This window comes from Vibrio sp. 970 (assembly GCF_033339075.1).
Genome location: NZ_JAWOTW010000898.1, coordinates 1 through 501, shown reverse-complemented (window position 1 = coordinate 501; position 501 = coordinate 1). Strand labels below are relative to the sequence as shown.

Annotated in this window: 1 protein-coding gene; it reads left to right on the top strand. The window is 43.9% G+C overall.

Annotation, left to right across the window (positions count from 1 at the left end; genetic code table 11):
* Positions 1-501, top strand: a 501-nt coding sequence (gene uppS, locus R7Q11_RS29800) for a polyprenyl diphosphate synthase (RefSeq protein WP_225467418.1), incomplete at both ends; no start/stop codon positions are given.

Here is a 501-nt window from a genome sequence, read left to right as displayed (position 1 = left end):
TCGTCCGGAGGAAGAAGTTGGTCTTTTGATGGAACTGTTCATCACAGTCCTGTCTAGTGAAGTAAAAAAGCTACATAAAAACAACTTACAGTTACGTGTTATTGGTGACACAAGCCGCTTTAGTGAGCGCCTACAAAAGAAAATTGTAGAAGCGGAAAATCTAACGGCAAGCAACACTGGTATGGTGATTAACATTGCGGCCAATTATGGTGGTAAATGGGACATCACAGAAGCGGCTAAAGCACTAGCGCTTAAAGCTCGTAACGGTGAAATTCGTGTAGAGGATATTAATGAGCAGTTAATCACTGAGCATTTGACCATGGCAGACCTACCAGAGGTGGATCTTTTGATCCGTACTAGTGGCGAATGCCGCATCAGCAACTTCATGCTGTGGCAAATGGCTTATGCTGAAATGTACTTTACGCCAGAGTTTTGGCCAGAGTTTGACGAAGACAGCTTAGTTGAAGCTGTGACGTGGTTTATTAACCGTGAGAGTCGTGT